Raw genomic sequence first — 16,759 nt, forward strand, 5'->3', positions numbered from 1 at the left:
CCTCCGATATATCAAGGCACGAATCGCACGGGAACCGCGCAAATCGCACACGATGTTCAATTGGTGTTAATAAACAGCGTATCGAGGACGCCCTTCAACATGGCGCCGAACGCATTCTGCAGATGTTCACCGAGATATACGCCCCCCGAGTCCATCGCCGCGGCCAGCGCGCTGTTCACACCGTCCTCATCCGGATTCGGATTGTCCCCATTCGAAGTCAGTCCCACGCTCGCACTGTCCCTTTGCGAAAGCTCTGTGTTGGAATACTCCATCACTGGCGGTTGATATGTATTGGAAGCCTCTGCGGGTGCGCTCGATTCCCCCGACGCCTGTTGTGTACCAGCACCACTTGCACCCGCTGCCGGGTTGTCCGCATTGTCCGCTGACTCGACTTGCACCGCAGTTTGCACATTCGCTCTTCCCAAGTGGCTCATCGCTTCGGCGAACACGGTGAATACAGTGCCGCCCGCTCCCACCAACAAACCAACAAAAAGGACACCGGCAACCACTTTTTTGATCCGCCGCCGCATTGCACCTAAGGCCTGTGCCATACCTCTCCACCCTTTCGCGCATCCACTATGCCATACGTCCTTGTCCTGGCTTCTAGTAAACGTTATGCACGGGGTTGCTAGATTAGCACTACCGTCAAAGTTTTCAGCAGAATTTATCCGGGAGAAGATTTCTATGGGACAGCCTTCGACCTACGCAGGAATGTGTTCTTTGCGCGGCGAATCATATCGAGTAGAAATCTAGCGGTGGGGGAAAAGCATCGATGAACGTGTCATCGGTTACTGGCACGACGACGGCGGCGAACACAACCGCCGCAACAGCTACAACGGCTGTGCCGACAGGCAACCAAATCGTTAGCCAGTGGCAATCTACTAATCAAGTTTTCGAAGAAATCCTGGAAGAGACGTTGGAAATGCTCGCCAGCGAAGAAAGTTCCACGCTGCCGCCAGCGGGTATTACGGAGCTTAACTCATCGTCCACCGCATCTTTGCAAGGACTCACTGGACTGTCTGGGGTAGATCTGAATGGTATCGACACGAGCGACAGTTTGCCGCCATTGCTCTTATCCTTGCTACCCAATTTCACGGGCACCACGTCGCAAACGCCGACGAGTGCAAATGGCACGGTAGTAGATACAGGTGCCACGGGCACGCTGGCGTCAACTAGTGCTATTGCGCCTACGCCTAGTGGAAGCCTTGCTTCCATCATCAACACAACGGCTGAAAAGTACAACTTACCACCGTCCCTGCTCAGTGCCGTGATTCAGCAAGAGTCCGGATTTAATCCCAACGCGGTGTCCAGCGCTGGCGCACAAGGCCTCATGCAATTGATGCCGAGCACGGCACAGTCGCTGGGTGTGTCGAACGCCTTTGACCCTGCGCAAAACGTCGACGCTGGCGCGAGCTACTTACGGCAGCTACTCAATCAGTTTGGCGGCAGTGTCCCGTTGGCCCTTGCAGCTTATAATGCTGGTCCAGGCGCCGTATCAAAGTACCAAGGCGTGCCACCCTATGCTGAGACACAAAACTACGTCCAAAGTATCCTAAATCACGCAGGTCTCGCAAACGCCTCTACTAGTTTATAAGAGTGAGCCACCATCCGTTGCACGCAGGTGCAGCCCGGATGGTGGCTTTTTTCGCGCACGTAGGCTTGGCGGCCGGTGGGCCAGGCGCGTGTCTTAATACGACACTGGCGCCACCGCAGGCGCGCGGGGCTGACAACCCATCCCACCTAGTCTAATACACGGTCGCCCGCCCAAGCCTGCGCCCCCACCCACGACACGCTCAATGCGTGACCAGGTCCGCGTCCTCCATCGTCATGGCCGGGTGCAGTGCGACGTTTAGGCCCTTTGCGACGACGTATGCGACGTCTTCCATGAAGTCGTCAACTTCCTTCGGGGTGACCACTAGGTTATTTTCCATCGGGTCGAGCACCTCGCGAACTAAGTGCCACTTTTCGCCGGTCGAGAGCTGGTCGAAGAGAGCAGTCGCGGCATTGCCAGGCACTTGTTCGCGGAGTTGGTTGAGCACCAACTCGATGGCATCGTTGGCGATAGTGGCTGCCTCGACGACGGTCGGCACCCCGACGGCGATGACGGGAATGCCGAGCGTCTCGCGGTCGAGGGATTTACGGTTGTTGCCGACGCCAGCGCCCGGTTGGATACCGCTGTCGGTCAACTGGATGGTGGCGTTGACGCGGGAGAGCGATCTCGACGCCAACGCATCAATGGCAATCACCGCATCCGGCTTGACGCGTTCGACGATACCGCGCACAATTTCGCTCGTTTCAATTCCAGTGAGGCCCAATACGCCTGGGGAGACAGCGGCAATGGAGCGATACCCTTGGCCGTTGCCAAGCACCTCCGGCATGTACTCCAACAAGTGGCGCGTCACAAATAGTTTTGTCACGACCATCGGGCCAAGCGCGTCGGCAGTAACGTGTTCGTTGCCCAAGCCAATGACCAACACGGAACCGTCTTCCGGGACATCCAGGAGCCGGTTGAGTTCGTCCGCGAAGACCCGGGTCACGCGCTCCTGCAGATCTGGATCCCGCCGGCGCAATCCGGGAATATCAAGCGTCACATACGTCCCCTTGCGCTTACCGAGCCGCCGCTCGGCGACTTTGGTGCGAACCTTCACCCGCGTGACTTCGATGCCGTCAAATGACTCCTTGTACTCGTCGACGCCGTTGACCGTGCGGCCACCTTGACGGGCGAGATCGTGTGCCTCCATCGCCAGGTCTGTGCGCGGGCTATAACTCGTTAGGGAACGATGGCGCTCCTGCAGCGGGATAAACTTCGGTTGCCCATGAATTTGAATTCTCGTCACTTTTTTTGTCATAACCCCACCCCGTTTCTGCTTGTCCATCTTGCTACGTTCCGTATGATGTGGTAAACTCTCTTTCGTCTGTAAAGATGCCGGTTTTGTGCAGTTGGAGGTGAACCGTTCATGCCAAACATTAAATCTGCAGAGAAACGCGTCCGTATCGCGGAGCGTCAAACGGCGCGGAACATGTCAATGAAATCCGCACTCCGTACGACCATTAAAAAGTATGAGACAACGCTCTCTGCTCACGACGTTGAACAAGCGCGTGCAGCTTTGTTGACGGCTACCCGCGCATTGGATAAAGCTGTCACCAAGGGGATCATCAAGAAGAATACCGCCTCGCGGAAAAAGTCCCGCTTGACCAAGCACTTCAACGAGCTTGTTGCCAGCAACAACGCGTGAGTCAAAATAAACGACCCATTCTTGGGTCGTTTATTTTTTTGTCGCCTCAATTAAAGAAGCCACATGCTGATTCGCTATCTCCTGGCGCGCCAACGCGACCAATTTCGATACCATCGGTCCACCTAAGTTGCCGCCGATGCGTCCAGCGTCCTTCGCGCGCAGTTCTCCATTGTCGGCATCATCCTCATATTTGACGTGCAGTTTATCTGCCACCATTTTTGCAGCCGACTGAGGTTTCGCGGGCGCACTCTGCTCGACTACGTGCAACTGTCCATCCGAGCCGATAATTCGGACTTGCTGCCTCCCCGGCTCATCCGCCGCCATCCGCAAGCACCCCCTCGCACTTACTTTGCCCGCCGTAGCGCACTCGTACTCCCAGCGGCCGCGAGCATTAACAATTCAATCGCCTGCTGCGCGTCGCGCCGACCGCGCTTGACCGCCAACTCATAATCCGCCGCTTGACAAATGAGCCGCTCAATCGCCGCCAATGTGAAATTTCGAGCCTGCTTATCCGCCACCTTCATCGCAAACGGATGCGCCTTCGCTTGCTTTGCGATATCCTCCATGCGCATCCCGCGCTGACCCAGTGCCTTCGCGAACCACATCAAGCGAAACTGACGAGCGAGCATTGCCAGCAGCGACAAGGCATCGTACCCTTGGCGCGCAACCTCCTGCAAATTCGCGAAGGCGTGAGCAATATGGCCTTGGGTGACGTGATCTACCCAGTCAAAAACCGTCTCCTCCAGCGTTTGTGCCACCAATGCGCGCACATCCTCCACCGTCACCGTTCGCCCCAGCGCATAGATAGACAACTTCTCGAGTTCGTTGCTCGCGTGCGTCACAGTCCCCGTGCGCCTCCACAGTTCCTCCAGCGCATCGTCTGTCAGGTGGACCTGCAGACGCTCACGCTCCGCTTTGAGTACCCGCATGGCAACCGCTGGTTTTGGTGTCCGACAGTCAATCACGATATGACGCTTCGCCGCCTTCGTCAGCTTTTTTCGTTCATCCAGCTTCTCTCCTGACACCGTCACCACCAGCGTGCGTTCACCCACGGGATTCTGAAGATACGCCTCCAGCGCCTCCCCCGGTGCCCCCGCCTTGCCTTGCGCCAGAAACGCCGTACAATTGCGAATCAACACCACAGGCTGCGCAAGAAACAGCGAGACACTTTGCAATTCAAACAATGCGTCTTCTACGCCATCTTCTTCAAAATCGTAACGCGCCAGCGCCTGTCCCTCCGACAACTCCACAAGTTTCTGCGTAAATCTATCCATAAATAATGCTTCCGTACCGTACAACACATATACGGGCGCAAGTTTGCCAGATGTCAGTTGTTCATATGCTGTCACAAAATCCAAAAAAGACGCCTCCCCAACACCAGTATACCTTGTCTGGTGTAGGAAGGCGCCTTTTCCAGGATATCTAGGCGCACAGCATTAGATGCGCATCATTTGCTTGGTACGGTTGCCCGCCAGACGCATGCCGCCCAGTTCCCACAAATACTTCGCCTTGCTGCCTTCTTTGGCGAGTGCAGCGGTCACACCCTTGATAGGCACGCCAAACGCGTCGCCGACGCCAACTTCCGAACCCAGTGAGCACAGCGTACCCCAGTTGCGCGGCTTGAAGCTCTTCATCGGTTGACGGTTGAGTTGTGCAAGCAGGTTGTGCGCAGCCAAAGCGCCCATCTGCTCCGCCATCTGAGCCGTCGGTGGGAACGGTTTGCCGTTTTCATCCTCAGCCCACGCACTGTCACCGACGATAAAGATGTGGTCGTCGTCTGCAGACTGCAAGAAGCTGTTCACCTTGCCGCGCCCACGACGATCCACGGTAAACCCAGCTTCCGTCAACAATGGGTTCGCGCGAACGCCACCGGTCCAAACAATCGTGCCAGCTTCGACAGTCTCTCCGCCATCGAGGTGAACGACACCCGGTGTAACTTCCATAATTTTTGTGTTGGTGCGCAACTTGCCGCCCTTTTTCGTCAATGTCTCAGCGACATACGGGCGCAGGTGTGGCGCGACCATCGGCAGAATCGTCGGCATCGCTTCGATGCACTGCACGTCGACTTCCGAGAACGGAATATCGAGAGACTTGCACAACTGTGGCAGGTATTCGAGCAATTCACCCATCAATTCAATTCCGGTTAAACCAGCGCCGCCAAGTGCAATGCGTAGGTGTCGCTTGTCCCCATCTTTGACGTATGCCTTAAACTCGTTTTCAATGTGCTCGCGAATCCCGACAGCCGAATCCAAATTGGTAATGCTCAAGCTGTTTTCTTTAAGGCCCTTGATACCGAAGTACTCCGATACCCAACCCAAGCCGTAAATCAAATAGTCGTAGGCGTACTCACCGGATTGCCCGACAACGACCTTCTTATTGCGGTCAATCCCCGTAATCTGGTCGACGACCAGCTCAGAAGAATCCTGGCGCAGCACTTCTTTGATGGGCACCTGATAGTTCGACCCAGGGCCACGTCCGCCTGCAGCTTCATGCAACAGCGTCGTCAAGTAGTGATAATCATGGTTGTTCACGATGGTGAAAGGCGTACCCGCTTTATCCAGGTGAGCAGCTGCTGCCATTCCCGCATAACCGGCACCGACAATCACAATTTTGGTCATTGCTCGTCCTCTCCAGTTCCATACCGCATATTTTATGATTCCAAGCATTGCTAGCGGCCTCTGCACGGCCATCAAGCTCTATCCAGTTTTTAATCATAGCACAACAACTTTTAATTTACACGATTTGATGCGCATTCATACGAGCAATCAGACGAACTAGAACGCGCAAAATCCCCGTCGGTCGCTGACACAGCAAAAGTAACCCGTAATAGGACAGCAACCACCCAGTCGAAAGCTGCGGCATGACGTCGAAACTGTGCGGAAGCGCTACAAATTTCTGTAGAGCGAAACACAAAACACGAACAAGTCCCACATCTGTCAGGCCGACGCCGTGTCCAACGTCTGCAAATGCTTGAGATAACGGAAGGCACTGACTAACTACAACGACCCCACACCACAATAGTGTCAACGGGAGAAGCAGGAGGAGCAACGGCTCGACAACGACCGTCGCAACGGCACCATACGGCGTCAATTGTCCAAATAGCCACCAAATTAACGGAATCATATAGGCGTCAATCAACAAACTGACGAGCATCAATGTCCCCCCGTGCGAGCACGCGCTACGCACCAAAGACACAAACCAACGCGGCCGTACCCTCTGTGCGCTGCGGCGCGGACAATGGCCTGGCAACAGCTGTGTCGCCTGGAAAATCGCAAACGCTGCCATTGTCGATAAGATTCCGCTGACCGTCGAGATTTCCTCCGGCGACCAAAGCGCAAACAGAAATGTTGAAATCGACAGCGCCGTAAACGGGTGCACCCGACGGCCGCACGCGCGCGCAAGGACAGTATACGACGCGAAGACGCCGGCTCGGACAATGGGGATTGCCCCGCCACAAAGCCAGACAAATCCCCAAATAACCGCAAGTTGGTACAAAATAGAAAGCATCTTGACTTGGATCCGCAACAGGCGCACAACGCCTTTCCAAACCCATCCACTGACGCGCAATACCAAAACCACATTGGCACCACTGGCCGCGAGCAGGTGCATGACCCCGGCGTCGAGAAATAACGTTTGCGTAGCAGTTGGCACCGCTGCCGCCCGCCCGACGACCATCGACAAAGCGACATTTGCAAACGCAGCGTCTGCACTTGGTACCGTCCTGTTCAACGCTCCCGACAGCCACTGCAAATCAGCGAGGGCACCTCGCGCCGGCTGAACACTGAGCAGTTGCCCTCGAAACGTGTAAAGCGGAGACAATAAATCAATCGCTCGTGCGGTATTTGCCGCCGTTGCCCCATCCGCTTCGACAAACATGCCGGATAACACCGCGCCTTCTCCCACGAAAAGGGGTTGGACAGCGTGGCTCGTAGGACGCCACGACACTGTGTAGTCACATCGTCGTTGGCCCGTCCCCGTACCCTCATGGCGCACGTTTATCTGATACAACGTCTCACTTCCATAGACCGCGGCACTTGTGACCGTGCCGCGGATGACAGTCGGTGCTCCGACGATGACAGTCGGGCGCGGCGCCACATCGGCACTGTGCAGCCATCCCAGTGCCAGCGCAGCGCCAAGCAAACAGAGGTAAGCCAATGCCACTCGCAGGAAGCGTCGACTGATAACCACCGCCAACACGGCCGCCGCAATGCTCCAGCCCAGTGCCACCTCGATAAACGTTTGAAGGTGCGATTGCGATATGAAGCTATGCGCAGAAAGCACGAGCGCACCGACAGCCACCCACGCGCCCACATTCACCAATCGGGCGTAGGATTTCACTGCCCGGTTCCGGTCTGGGCGTCCACGTACAAGTTAGGCGCCCATTCTGCGAGCGTTTTCGAACCAATCCCTTTGACATTGAGTAAATCGTCGACTGATTGAAAGAGTCCGTGCGCCGAGCGATAAGAGACAATTGCAGACGCTCGTTTCGGCCCCACGCCAGGCAATGATTCCAACGTCGTCGCATCGGCTGTATTCAAATCAATTCTCTGACTTGACGAAGAGGAACTCGACGCACCTGTGACATCTTCGCTGGACGCAACGTCTGGATGGTCATTTCCACCCATCGCAGGGTCCGCTGTAGCTGGCGCTGCGGATGCGGGTCCCCCGGCGCTACGCAAGGCTGTCCGTGTCGCTACAGGCACATCCAGTTCCTCACCATCCCACAGGAGTGCCGCCGCATTCACGCTCATTTTGTCGGCCGCATGCAGAAACCCACCAGCCGCTTGAATCGCATCTTTCACCCGCGAATTCGGCGGGATTTTGACAACACCTGGCCGGGCGACATCGCCGTGAACATCGACCTGAATGAATCCCTCGCTCACCTGACTATCGGAGAGCCCAGCCGGTACAGGCGAAGATGCGGAGGAATTTGCGAATGTTTTCGCAGATGTGCCCAGTCGCATCGTGGAACTTGGTGCCCCACTTCCCGTACCCGCTGTCGATTGGCCAGCGCCGATAAAGCATCCGGCCGTGACAAATCCCACGGCCAACACCATTGACAAAACGACCTTCAGCCACGCGGGAAACGGCCAGTACCCCTTCCCGAAAGTGCGCCGTTTGACCTTGCTCAACGTTTCGGCATCGTCTGCATCAACGAGCCAGAGATTGGATGACCTGCCCACGATTGCATCATCTCCCTTTCGAACGTGCACAACATGGAGAGGTATTCAATTTAGACACATTGAACGCCTGTTTGCTCCAAGTTAAACCATATGCAACTTTGCAAACGACAAATGGCGCGAATGAATACAATAACATGAAGACGACAAAAGATTGCGGGGCATTTCGATGGTCGTGTAAAATTGATGTAGAAGAAATTGGAGGTATCCGCGTGCTGACACCCAGTATGGAAGATTATTTGGAGAAAATTTACGAACTAATGAACGAAAAGGGGTACGCGCGCGTTTCTGACATTGCGAGTTCTCTCGCGGTTCAACCTAGTTCGGTGACAAAGATGCTTCAGAAGTTAGACGAAAACGAGTATGTCAGTTACGAAAAATATCGGGGCATTGTACTGACGCCGCGCGGTAAGAAAATGGGGAAACTCATGAAAGAACGCCACGCCATGCTCGCTGAGTTCCTGCGTATGCTCGGCGTGGCAGAAGAGACGATTCAACGCGACGTCGAAGGGATTGAACACCACGTCAGTCCACGCACGCTGGAATCGTTACAAGCACTAGTGGTCTTCTTTCACGCGAACCCAGCGGCACTCGAGGCCTTTATGGCGTTTCAGGCAACCGTTTCGCCCTCTGAATGAAGGCCACCGATGAACAACTTTGACTGAGCGTATCCATCGAATTCATACGCGCGTGATAAAGACGAGCCTATCTGCTGCGTCCGTTGGTTTGTGAGCGAAGTCTGCAAGTACTTCGCACACGTTGAATCCACAGTCTCGCAACGCAGCTGAAATATCTGCTTCGGAATGAAAGTATTGAAGATGTTGTTCTTCAACGCGCTCATACAACCCGTCATCAACTTGCACAAACGCGTGAACGTCATGTTCAATCGTCTGCCCAACCACGCGCGTCTCATGCAATAAGACAGCGTCCTCCTCAATTTGATGCCAATAACCATCCGCCAATGCAGCCAAACGAGCGGGACCGATGATGTCAAACGCAAATGTGCCACCCGGCACTAGCGCGTCATGCACTGCCTGAAACACTTGGCGCAAATCGGTTCCAGGAATGTAATTCACCACATCACAAGTCGAAACCGCAAGGTGAACGGGACGCGGCAGCCGCAAAGCCCGTACATCCTGACAAAGCAACTCCACGTGTACACGTGCGTCGTACGCCCGCTCCTGCGCCTGTGCCAACATCGCTTCCGACGCATCAACGCCGACGCACGTGCGTGCCTTCGCCGCCAGTGGCACGGTCAGTGTGCCCGTGCCACATCCTACATCGGCCACGTGAAAGTTTGTAATCTGCCAACGCGATTCAATCAAGTGAAGCCATGGTTGATATGGCGCGTCTGCCATAAAAATATCGTAAACACTTGCGAACTGTTCGTAAGCTGTCACGTGGACGACTCACCGACTGTGTAGACGTCAGCTTCTCCCCACAAACGCTCAATATGGTAAAACTCTCTATCCTCTGGTCGAAACACGTGTACCACGATGTCACCGAAGTCGAGCAGTACCCAGCGGGCTTCGTCCATTCCCTCAACGCCTCTGCAAGTCACGCCCAACTCGCTCAACTCATCGCGTACAGCCCGTGCCACCGATTCTACTTGTGGTCGAGAATTCGCCGAGCAAATCACAAAAAAATCTGCCATGGGCGTCAACGTTTGCACGTTCATCACGACGACATCCGTCGCCTTTTTGTCCTGTGCTGCGTTTGCAGCTGCCTGAGCAACGCGCTCTACTTCGTTTATTTGCATGTACACGCCTCCTTTAGTTCGCTACACGTTAACGCTTTAAAAGTTCATTCCGCGTGAGGACCGTCAGTGGAAACAGCGGTTTTCCCGCGTCCACCAAAAAGCGGATGGTATTATCAATACTGAGCCTCACCGCCGATTGCAAACTGTGCGCTGCGGCTGCCCGAATCTCCTCCACACCAGTATAATTGCGCCCTGGCTCAATCGCATCCGCCACAAACAAAACCATATCCAACGTCGTCATGTTTGGCCGACCCGTAGTATGGTAGCGAACGGCATCTAAAATCTGTTCATCCGTAATGCCGTACTGAACTTTGCCGAGGTGGGCGGCAATCGGTCCATGTAACAGCATCGGGATACTCGCGAACCCTGCTGGCACCTCAATCGTCTGTGACGCTTCAGTGAGTTTCTCCCACGGCCACTCCCGCGCGATATCGTGCAACCAAGCCGCGACCTCCGCCTGCTCCTCGGAAATGTGAACCTGTTTTGCCAATTCCACCGCCGTCGCGACAACGCCTTCCACATGCCGCAAGCGATGCAGGGTAAGACTGTTTTTCACATCGTTGACCAACTGGGACAAATCCATTACGTGCGCCTCCCATCCCGCCTTACGGGCCGGCATTCCACACGTCGAGTACCCGCGGCGGCACTAACCCAAACACATCAAGGCCATTTGCCAGGCGTTCCCGAAGCCACGTAGACGACACGTCGAGTAGCGGCATTTCTATCGGCGTGGCCCGCACGTCCGACAAAGCGGACTGGACGGTTGCAAGCGCGGCTGCAAACGGGTAACCACTACGGCCTGCTACATAGAATGCGATACGTTTCACAAGTTCCTGTGCACCATGCCACGTGGGCAACTGTGCCAGACTATCCGTACCTAACAAAAAGGAAAATTTCGTCTCTGTATACCAGGTCTGACACGCTCGGACGGTGTCTACGCTAAACGAAGGCCGTGGCAGGTACATCTCAATTGGCACGGCGCGCAATCCCGCACGTCCATCAATCAACGCCTCAACCATGCGAAGTCGCCAGGAGAATGTGTCGTCGCCAATTTGTGCCTTGTGCGGTGGACTCGGTGCCGGCAAAAACCAGACTTCATCGACACCTGTCTGTTCCCACGCAAGTTGTGCCATCGCCAAGTGGCCGATGTGCGGCGGGTCAAACGTCCCCCCAAACAACAGCACGCGCTCAGCTGATGTATCTGGTAAATCTCCTGGTCGCTGGAAAGTGGTTCCACTGTCCACAGTATAGCACACCCCTGCCACCTCACTCATGCACCAGTTGCTCGTGGGCAAGATGTTGGTTGACAGCCGCAAACATCACGTCTACCGGTGCTTGATGCCCTAACCACCACTCATAGGCATCCACACCCTGATAGATAAGCATGTCAGCTCCGTCCACTACCACTGCCCCGCGCGACTTCGCTAACCTGGCAAACATCGTTTCACGCGGTCGATACACAATATCTTGCACAATCTGCCCCGGCTGAAAGACGCCAGCGTCCGTCACCGGCGACTGATTGACCTCTGGCCACATCCCAATCGGCGTCGTCTGCACAATGACATTTGCCTCGGCCAGAACCGCATTTCGCTTCTCCCACGGTGCGTACTGAATGCTCAGTTCCGCATCAAAGCGACGCGCTAGTGCCGCCACCTGCGACGCCCGTCTCGCGATGACCGTCACATTGGCTTGCGGCCGATGCGTAGCCATCGCGGCCAAGATAGCCATCGCGGCCCCCCCCGCACCAATCACGGCAAAACTGGGAGACGCGCTTTGGACGTGATGCCCAATTGATCTCCACCAACCGGAAACATCTGTATTGTGCCCAATGGCGCCATCTTCCGTGAAACGAATCGTATTTACAGCGCCGATGCGCCGCGCTTCGTCGGTATGTGTCTTCACCCAGTGAAACGCCGCAACTTTGTGCGGAACCGTGACGTTGACGCCGACGGCGCCAAGCGCGGACAACCCCACAAGAGCTTCTTCAATTCGCTCTGGAGTGACGGCGAACGGTACATAGACGGCCGTTTCTCCATCCGCCGCAAATGCCGCATTCATCATCGCAGGCGAAGCCGAATGCCCGACCGGGTAACCGAGGAGACCAAATAGCTTCATGAGTACAACCCTTCCTTCAATCTCGTCAAATCCCCGACCAACCTCGGCCGCACCGCGACATCCAACCAGGCAGGCAACCACAAGCGACCGCGAAACGCCTCGCCGGAGAGCGTGACCCACCCGAGTCCAGGAATGACGATATCACGCCCGCGACCGGATACCGCGATGGTCCCTTGCGCCACCCGCTGCCCCCGCCGCGTCGATTGAATAGGGTGCGGCGTCAAATCGGTGAAGGACGACTGACATTCAGGCCCTGGCACCTGCAGAATGTCGTCGCGATGTTGTGCCCAAATCGCCTCTGCCCGCTCCAACTTCGTGCGATGCACCGGCAACTGATTGCTTATGTATAAAACGATGGATTGGCGAACGCCAGATTCGAAATCCAACCGCGCGAAGCCGCCGAGAAACAACGTCTGCTCCGGATTTAACTGGTACACGCGAGGACGCAGTCGAGCGTCTGGCACCGCACGCTTCAAGCAATCCGCGCACAGTTTATCGATCACGCGCGTACCATGAATCAACCCTGGCGTATCGACAAACGTCACCGTTCCGTTCGGGCCCGCGACTTGAAAACGCGACAGTGCCAAGGTTGTGCCCGGTCGACGCGAGACCGTATAGGGGTCATTGGGCACATCGAACTGCTTGGCCACTGCATTGAGCAACGTCGACTTGCCTGTGTTCGCCATCCCGACGACATAAACGGGCCTGTCCGTCTCGTCAAACACGCGCCGGTACAACGAATCAAGGCCCATCCCCGTCGCTGCGCTGACAAACAGCACCTCGTTCGCCTCCACGTGTGTCGCTCGCACCTGCTCCAAAATCCAGTCGGACAGCGCCTCAAAGCGCACGCCTTTCGGCAACAAATCCACCTTGTTCACCACAACCACCACGTCGCTGTTCATCACAAAGCGGGCGAGGTTCGGGACGAGGCTGCCGGCGAGATCGAATACGTCAATGACGTAAAGAACCAATCCCGGATTGTCAAAAATTTGAGCGACCTGTGCCTGATACTCGCGCTCACTCACTTGAACGGGCAGAAATTCCCCGTAGTTACGTATGCGAAAGCAGCGCCGGCACAACACGTTCTCCTTGCCCATCGCGCTAGACGGTACAAAGCCCGGCGCTTGCTCGTCTTGTGACTGCAACGGAGACCCACAACCGACACACACAACCGCCTTTACCGCTTCATCCATCCTCTCACCTCCGAAGTGAATTCGAATCGGGGCGCTTCAGCCCACGCACGCGCAACAGCGGCATCGCCATGCGCTCGACATTGCGGACAATGCGCGTGCCCCACCATTCTTTGCTCTCAATCGGGAGCACCAATATCGTGTAGATACCCAGGCGATTGCCGCCTCGAACATCCGTAAACAGTTGATCCCCCACCATGACCGCCTGTTCCGCCCGCATATCGAACCGCTGCAGCGCCTCGAGGAACCCAACCGGTTTCGGCTTTCTCGCGGCCCCGACCGCTGGCAAGCCGGACAATGCGGCAAATTCCTCGACACGGCCACTCGAATTGTTGGACACGATACAGACGTGGAACCCCCGTGCGTGCGCCTTATTCAGCCACGCCGCGAGGTCTTCCGGCACATCGGGATGATTCCAGGGAACCAACGTGTTGTCCAAATCCGTCAAAATCAGGCGAATCCCTTGGTTCCACAACCGTTCCAAATCGATTTCATAAATTGAAGAAACGTATTCATTCGGCATTAACGACTGCAGCCAACTCACGACATCACCCGTTCCATTTATCAGCTTGCTCGAAGTACCTGTTTCAAACACGCAATATCGCCAAGACGATGTCATGTACGCGGTAGACCATGATAGCACAGCCACACGGCCCATGCCTAGTGTACACAAAAGGAGCGGTCGATTCATGACCGCTCCATCCGAACACCTAACGATTTACGCAGTGACGTTCGATTGGATGAATGCCACTTGAACGCTACCTATGATTCATCCCTTTGCGAATTCGCGCGTGTCCCCCTGCCTACTGCGCGCTTGCGCACATTCCGACCGCCGCTCCCACGCATCGAGTCATACAGTTTGGTCAAAGCCCTGTGCTCAATGCGCGACACATACGATCTCGATATCCCCAATTCCGCCGCAATCTCCCGCTGCGTGCGCTCCTCCCCATTGGGCAGCCCAAACCGCTTGCAAAGCACTTCTCTCTCCCTATCTGCCAACACCGGCAAACTCTCATACATCTTCTGTTTTTCCCACGCGAAGTCGACGACATCGACGACTTCGTCGGGGTCAGACCCGAGTAAATCCGCAAGCGTCATCTCGTTGCCGTCTTTATCGGTGCCAATGGGATCCGACAGAAACGCATCCCGCCGATGTTTCTTGGTGCTGCGCAGATACATGAGAATCTCGTTTTCAATACAACGCGCCGCGTACGTCGCCAATTTCGTACCTTTGCCCTGCTTGTAACTCTCAACCGCCTTAATCAGCCCAATCGTGCCGATAGATATCAAATCCTCTGGGTCTTCGCCCGACATTTCATACTTCTTCACGAGGTGTGCCACGAGCCGCAGATTGTGCTCAATCAGCAAATTGCGCGCGCTCTCCCGCGCACTTTCGCTGCCGCTCATCAAATCCGCAATCGCCGCACGTTCCTCATCCGCAGACAGCGGCTTCGGAAACGCACCGTTCTTCACATAGGACACAAAAACGGAAACATCCTTGAGAACCAATGCGAGCAGTGCCAAAATGCTGGACAAATTACGCCACCTCCGTCATGCGTTTTGGCAGGGACTTCGGCCTAATTTATGCAGCGTGGACACTGAATCTGCCTCGCGGCGGAATTGGGGCGCGCTGGGGGTGCTAGGGGCGCCAGCCATTTTTTGGCCAGTGCGAACAGGTGGGCATGCGCTTGCGCACTCGGTTCATCAGCGACGCAGATGGCGAACGCCGAGATTGGCGTGCCGGACGCGTTGACTTGATAGCCGATGAGCCAGGCGTTGACGTGGCCGTTCGGCAACTCGGCCGTGCCCGTTTTGGCGGCAATCGGGTAGGTGTGAAGGGGATAGGCAGTGCCAGATGGATTGTGAACCGCTGCCCACATCCCCTCGCGCAGGACGGAGGCGGTATATGGGGAGCAGGCATCGCGGCCGGTCGCGTCGGCGCGGCGGCGGTAAAAGGGCGTGAAGCGACCCTGTGCGTCAGAGAAGCCGCGAACGAGCCGTGCGCGGTGATACCTGCCGTCCTCCGCGAGGGTGGCGGCCAACAAGGCGCCCTGCAGGGGCGTCATGCGGACGTCCTCCTGGCCGATGGCCGTGTTCGCAAGCAATCCTTCATCCTCGCCGCTGTGCCGGTAAACGACCCCTTTATCTGCGCCCGGAATCATGTCCTCGGCGCCATAGGGCACGAGGCCGGTCGTGTCAAGACCAAAGCGCTGTGCCTGTACGGCCAGCGCCGTTCGGCCCAATCGAATGCCCATCTCGGCGAATGCGACATCACAGGATTGAGCAATCGCCTCGCGCAGCGAAAGGCGTCCGTGCGTGCGCCAGCAGTGCAACCGCACACGCGGGATGCGAAGAAAGCCGCGGCAGACGAAGTGAGCGTCTGAGCGGTATGTATGAGACTCTAAAGCAGCGGCACCGGTGACCAATTTGAACACGGACCCGGGTGCGATAGCGCGTAGCGCGTCACTGAACTGGTGATTCGCCGAAGCCAAAACCGATATGTCGCCGTCTGGCAAGGCGATGGACACGATGCTCGCATGCGCGACACCCGCAGCGCGCAGAAGCTGTTCGGCAGCGCGCTGTTTGGACTCATCCATGGTCGTCACCACGTTTTTCCCTGAAATGGGCGTGAGCGTGAACGTTTCACTCGGTTTCATCGCAGGCGGCACCTCACTTGCCCCCGTCGGTGGTGCGATTTGCCCGATAAGCCCCGGTCTGCGCCCAGACAATAACGCGTCAAATGTGTATTCGAGGCCGGATCTCCCTTGTTCAGGCACCACCTTACCAGCCTTCGGCCAGACGTCCGGCAAGCCGATAGCGCCGACAATTTCCGGCGCCACCACCGACGCGCGCGCAGAATCCGAATGTGCAGAATCAAGCGCCTCAATCGCTTGCGGCGTGGCAGGTGAGCTCACATCAGCCTGCTGTCCACCCGACTGTTTAACGTTACCTGCCATCCCCGATGCCTGCCACAACCGACCGTCCGCAAACTCGATGTGCCCGCGAGCGTCGCTGGTCATTTCAAGGTCAAAATGCTCCGCGTCAAGCTTCCAACGCGGAACAGATACCCCGCCCGCGCCAGCGAGAAAACCGTGCGGAAACACCATCACGAGAAAAAGCCGTCCCAATAGGACGGCGCTCAAAATGATCCAAATCGCATAGAAACAAATTAACCGACGAACGCGCAGTTCTGACTTTCCCACCGCAACCAAACTCCTTGCATATAGATTGTCCAAGATTGGAATCCCTATGCAGAATGGGCGCGCGACCTAGTCGGAC

19 protein-coding genes are annotated in these 16,759 nt (G+C 56.2%); 3 read left to right on the forward strand and 16 right to left on the reverse strand.

Annotated features, from left to right (window positions below; translation table 11 throughout):
• Positions 1-56: 56 nt before the first annotated feature.
• Positions 57-551 (reverse strand): hypothetical protein, encoded by a 495-nt coding sequence (locus J3482_RS02565; RefSeq protein WP_146824015.1) that lies wholly within the window; start codon positions 549-551, stop codon positions 57-59.
• Positions 552-772: 221 nt separating this feature from the next.
• Between J3482_RS02565 and J3482_RS02570 the strand changes: the two genes are divergently transcribed.
• Complete coding sequence (locus J3482_RS02570; protein ID WP_223204225.1) at positions 773-1,594, forward strand: lytic transglycosylase domain-containing protein; 822 nt, start codon at positions 773-775, stop codon at positions 1,592-1,594.
• Positions 1,595-1,793: 199 nt separating this feature from the next.
• Here J3482_RS02570 and gpr read toward each other — a convergent pair whose 3' ends face one another.
• Positions 1,794-2,849 (reverse strand): GPR endopeptidase, encoded by a 1,056-nt coding sequence (gene gpr / locus J3482_RS02575; protein ID WP_206922007.1) that lies wholly within the window; start codon positions 2,847-2,849, stop codon positions 1,794-1,796.
• Between the two features lie 108 nt (positions 2,850-2,957).
• Between gpr and rpsT the strand changes: the two genes are divergently transcribed.
• A complete protein-coding gene (gene rpsT / locus J3482_RS02580) occupies positions 2,958-3,236 on the forward strand; it encodes a 30S ribosomal protein S20 (RefSeq protein ID WP_021297269.1) in 279 nt (92 codons plus the stop codon).
• 30 nt (positions 3,237-3,266) lie between these two features.
• On the opposite strand, the gene J3482_RS02585 is transcribed toward rpsT, so the two are convergent.
• The 5 genes from J3482_RS02585 to J3482_RS02605 all read right to left on the reverse strand — a co-directional run bounded on the left by J3482_RS02585 (position 3,267) and on the right by J3482_RS02605 (position 8,419).
• The gene (locus tag J3482_RS02585; protein WP_188332314.1) at positions 3,267-3,560 is read right to left on the reverse strand and encodes a small, acid-soluble spore protein, alpha/beta type; all 294 of its coding nucleotides are present in this window, start codon (positions 3,558-3,560) and stop codon (positions 3,267-3,269) included.
• A gap of 20 nt (positions 3,561-3,580) precedes the next feature.
• Positions 3,581-4,585 carry a DNA polymerase III subunit delta gene (holA, locus tag J3482_RS02590; protein ID WP_328702260.1) on the reverse strand — a complete coding sequence of 335 codons (1,005 nt, stop codon included), beginning with the start codon at positions 4,583-4,585 and terminating at the stop codon, positions 3,581-3,583.
• 87 nt (positions 4,586-4,672) lie between these two features.
• Positions 4,673-5,854, reverse strand: coding sequence for an NAD(P)/FAD-dependent oxidoreductase (locus J3482_RS02595; protein ID WP_146824012.1), 1,182 nt, complete (start codon positions 5,852-5,854; stop codon positions 4,673-4,675).
• A 115-nt stretch (positions 5,855-5,969) separates the two neighbouring features.
• Positions 5,970-7,535 carry a ComEC/Rec2 family competence protein gene (locus J3482_RS21470; protein WP_206922008.1) on the reverse strand — a complete coding sequence of 522 codons (1,566 nt, stop codon included), beginning with the start codon at positions 7,533-7,535 and terminating at the stop codon, positions 5,970-5,972.
• Positions 7,536-7,570: 35 nt separating this feature from the next.
• A complete protein-coding gene (locus J3482_RS02605) occupies positions 7,571-8,419 on the reverse strand; it encodes a ComEA family DNA-binding protein (protein WP_206922009.1) in 849 nt (282 codons plus the stop codon).
• Between the two features lie 224 nt (positions 8,420-8,643).
• Between J3482_RS02605 and mntR the strand changes: the two genes are divergently transcribed.
• Positions 8,644-9,054, forward strand: coding sequence for a transcriptional regulator MntR (gene mntR / locus J3482_RS02610; protein ID WP_081654158.1), 411 nt, complete (start codon positions 8,644-8,646; stop codon positions 9,052-9,054).
• A 42-nt stretch (positions 9,055-9,096) separates the two neighbouring features.
• Here the strand turns inward: mntR and J3482_RS02615 are convergent, their stop codons facing one another.
• From J3482_RS02615 to J3482_RS21475, 9 genes are all read right to left on the reverse strand, one after another.
• A complete protein-coding gene (locus J3482_RS02615; RefSeq protein WP_146824009.1) occupies positions 9,097-9,816 on the reverse strand; it encodes a class I SAM-dependent DNA methyltransferase in 720 nt (239 codons plus the stop codon).
• On the reverse strand, positions 9,813-10,175 hold the full coding sequence (gene rsfS, locus J3482_RS02620; RefSeq protein ID WP_021297277.1) for a ribosome silencing factor: 363 nt from the start codon (positions 10,173-10,175) through the stop codon (positions 9,813-9,815). Before rsfS ends, J3482_RS02615 begins: the two co-directional genes overlap by 4 nt.
• A gap of 28 nt (positions 10,176-10,203) precedes the next feature.
• Positions 10,204-10,758, reverse strand: coding sequence for a bis(5'-nucleosyl)-tetraphosphatase (symmetrical) YqeK (gene yqeK / locus J3482_RS02625; protein ID WP_188332313.1), 555 nt, complete (start codon positions 10,756-10,758; stop codon positions 10,204-10,206).
• 22 nt (positions 10,759-10,780) lie between these two features.
• Positions 10,781-11,449, reverse strand: a complete 669-nt coding sequence (gene nadD, locus J3482_RS02630) for a nicotinate (nicotinamide) nucleotide adenylyltransferase (protein WP_146824008.1) — start codon at positions 11,447-11,449, stop codon at positions 10,781-10,783.
• Positions 11,442-12,290, reverse strand: coding sequence for a shikimate dehydrogenase (gene aroE / locus J3482_RS02635; protein WP_146824007.1), 849 nt, complete (start codon positions 12,288-12,290; stop codon positions 11,442-11,444). Before aroE ends, nadD begins: the two co-directional genes overlap by 8 nt.
• On the reverse strand, positions 12,287-13,483 hold the full coding sequence (gene yqeH / locus J3482_RS02640; protein ID WP_146824006.1) for a ribosome biogenesis GTPase YqeH: 1,197 nt from the start codon (positions 13,481-13,483) through the stop codon (positions 12,287-12,289). Before yqeH ends, aroE begins: the two co-directional genes overlap by 4 nt.
• A gap of 4 nt (positions 13,484-13,487) precedes the next feature.
• The gene (locus J3482_RS02645; protein WP_236017821.1) at positions 13,488-14,171 is read right to left on the reverse strand and encodes a YqeG family HAD IIIA-type phosphatase; all 684 of its coding nucleotides are present in this window, start codon (positions 14,169-14,171) and stop codon (positions 13,488-13,490) included.
• Positions 14,172-14,242: 71 nt separating this feature from the next.
• On the reverse strand, positions 14,243-15,016 hold the full coding sequence (gene sigK / locus J3482_RS02650; protein ID WP_146824005.1) for an RNA polymerase sporulation sigma factor SigK: 774 nt from the start codon (positions 15,014-15,016) through the stop codon (positions 14,243-14,245).
• 41 nt (positions 15,017-15,057) lie between these two features.
• Positions 15,058-16,683 carry a penicillin-binding transpeptidase domain-containing protein gene (locus tag J3482_RS21475; protein WP_206922010.1) on the reverse strand — a complete coding sequence of 542 codons (1,626 nt, stop codon included), beginning with the start codon at positions 16,681-16,683 and terminating at the stop codon, positions 15,058-15,060.
• Between the last annotated feature and the right edge of the window lie 76 nt (positions 16,684-16,759).

It is taken from the genome of Alicyclobacillus suci (assembly GCF_017329615.1).
GTDB classification, from domain to species: Bacteria; Bacillota; Bacilli; order Alicyclobacillales; family Alicyclobacillaceae; genus Alicyclobacillus; species Alicyclobacillus suci.

Coding starts and splice junctions, on each gene's coding strand:
- mntR (WP_081654158.1), top strand. CDS start 8,644: ATGGAAGATTATTTGGAGAAAATTTACGAACTAATGAACGAAAAGGGG.
- J3482_RS02570 (WP_223204225.1), top strand. CDS start 773: ATGAACGTGTCATCGGTTACTGGCACGACGACGGCGGCGAACACAACC.
- rsfS (WP_021297277.1), bottom strand. CDS start 10,175: ATGCAAATAAACGAAGTAGAGCGCGTTGCTCAGGCAGCTGCAAACGCA.
- J3482_RS02645 (WP_236017821.1), bottom strand. CDS start 14,171: ATGAATCGACCGCTCCTTTTGTGTACACTAGGCATGGGCCGTGTGGCT.
- aroE (WP_146824007.1), bottom strand. CDS start 12,290: ATGAAGCTATTTGGTCTCCTCGGTTACCCGGTCGGGCATTCGGCTTCG.
- nadD (WP_146824008.1), bottom strand. CDS start 11,449: ATGAGTGAGGTGGCAGGGGTGTGCTATACTGTGGACAGTGGAACCACT.
- rpsT (WP_021297269.1), top strand. CDS start 2,958: ATGCCAAACATTAAATCTGCAGAGAAACGCGTCCGTATCGCGGAGCGT.
- J3482_RS02595 (WP_146824012.1), bottom strand. CDS start 5,854: ATGACCAAAATTGTGATTGTCGGTGCCGGTTATGCGGGAATGGCAGCA.
- J3482_RS02565 (WP_146824015.1), bottom strand. CDS start 551: ATGGCACAGGCCTTAGGTGCAATGCGGCGGCGGATCAAAAAAGTGGTT.
- yqeK (WP_188332313.1), bottom strand. CDS start 10,758: ATGGATTTGTCCCAGTTGGTCAACGATGTGAAAAACAGTCTTACCCTG.
- J3482_RS02585 (WP_188332314.1), bottom strand. CDS start 3,560: ATGGCGGCGGATGAGCCGGGGAGGCAGCAAGTCCGAATTATCGGCTCG.
- gpr (WP_206922007.1), bottom strand. CDS start 2,849: ATGACAAAAAAAGTGACGAGAATTCAAATTCATGGGCAACCGAAGTTT.
- yqeH (WP_146824006.1), bottom strand. CDS start 13,483: ATGGATGAAGCGGTAAAGGCGGTTGTGTGTGTCGGTTGTGGGTCTCCG.